At 37.2% G+C, this 1,753-nt stretch carries 1 protein-coding gene and 1 pseudogene; both read right to left on the reverse strand.

Translation table 11 applies throughout. The features are described 5' to 3' along the window. Window positions 1–77 (reverse strand): annotated as a pseudogene (locus ACFILW_RS09570) (single-stranded DNA-binding protein); the annotation flags it as partial. Between the two features lie 103 nt (window positions 78–180). Then, window positions 181–1,629 carry a replicative DNA helicase gene (locus tag ACFILW_RS09575; protein ID WP_375685697.1) on the reverse strand — a complete coding sequence of 483 codons (1,449 nt, stop codon included), beginning with the start codon at window positions 1,627–1,629 and terminating at the stop codon, window positions 181–183. Window positions 1,630–1,753 lie beyond the last annotated feature (124 nt).

Raw genomic sequence — 1,753 nt, forward strand, 5'->3', positions numbered from 1 at the left:
ACCTCGATACCAGATGACATTGTTTTGCTTTCTGGATTGGCACCTAAATGACCAATTAAAATCACTTTATTAAGCATGTTTGTAAGTCCCATTAAATGATGTAAAGATCATAACATGTTTTATGTGTTTTTACAATGTTTTCAGTTAGCTAATAACAATTATTTAATGTTTTACATTATGTTATAAATCACTAAAGCGTGTAAAATCGGATTGAAAGGCAAGGGGAACGATTCCTGTCGGACCATGGCGTTGTTTTGCTATAATAACCTCGGCTTTACCCTTGGCTTGCTCCATTGCCTCTTGCCATTTGCTATACTCAGCAGTGCCTTCTTTTGGTTCTTCATTTTTGAGATAATATTCTTCACGATAAACGAACAGAACAATGTCGGCATCTTGCTCGATTGAACCAGATTCACGTAAATCGGAGAGTTGCGGACGTTTATCGGTTCGGTTTTCAACTTGGCGCGAAAGTTGAGACAGAGCAATGATGGGAATATTGAGTTCTTTTGCAAGTGCTTTTAATCCGGTGGTAATGGCTGTAATTTCTTGAACGCGGTTTTCTAATGAACGCTTTGAACCGCTTGTCATGAGTTGGATATAATCGATAATCAAGACATCTAGACCATGTTGTCGTTTGAGACGCCTTGCACGGGCGGACAATTGTGCTAGGGATACACCACCCGTTTGATCAATATAAAGAGGGATTGTTTGTAAGGAACGCATTGCGTGAATAATTTTTGCAAATTGCTCTTCTGAGATATTACCACGACGCATATCAGAAGAAGAAACCTTTATTTGTTCTGAGATAATACGAGTTGCAAGCTGTTCAGATGACATTTCAAGTGAGAAGAAACCTACAATACCCCCTTCATTTTCTTGGCTGTTATCATGACGCTTGCAAGCATTGGCAATATTAAAAGCAATATTGGTCGCCAGTGAGGTTTTCCCCATTCCAGGGCGTCCAGCTATGATAATCAAATCGGATGGCTGTAGCCCTCCCATTTTCTCATCAAGGGTTTTGATATGGGTAGCTATCCCAGAAAGCTGTGAGGAACGCTTTTTTGCAGCGCTTGCCATGTTAAGTGCTTTTGCAATGGCTGTATCAAAGTTTTCAAACCCACCTCCATATTTTCCTTTTTCTGCCAATTCAAACAACTGATTTTCAACAGTTTCAATTTGTTGTGATGTTGTAAGTTCTACAGAAACATCATAAGCTCTATTCACAACTTGAGTGCCAAGGTTAATTAAAGAGCGTCGGATAAACAGATCATAAATGACACTCCCATAATCTTTAGTATTAATGATTGTGACTGCCTCGGTAGCTAAACGCACCACGTAATTATATACAGTGATGTCACCAATTTTCTCATCATTTTCAACAAAGGGCTTAATAGTAATGGGATCTGCAACTTTTCCATTTTGAATAATTTGTGAAATGATATCAAAAAGCTTTTGATGCAACGGTTCAAAAAAATGCTCTGCTTTTAAAAAATCAGAAACGCTATCAAGAGCATTATTATTGATAATGATAGCACCCAGCAAAGCTTTCTCTGCTTCAATATTATGGGGCAGTTGACGAAAAGAAGATTGTTCTTCTGTTTGAAAAGAAGGTAAATTAACAGCGTTCATTTTATTCATTATGATTTAAATTGATTTGATAAATGATAATTATAAATCACTGAATCTACAGTGTGAATCCCATTTTTATTTTACTTAACAGCTTGCGTTTTGATACGTTTTGTGCAATAAAGAG

This window comes from Bartonella sp. TT110JLCBS (genome assembly GCF_042193405.1).
Taxonomy (GTDB): Bacteria; Pseudomonadota; Alphaproteobacteria; order Rhizobiales; family Rhizobiaceae; genus Bartonella.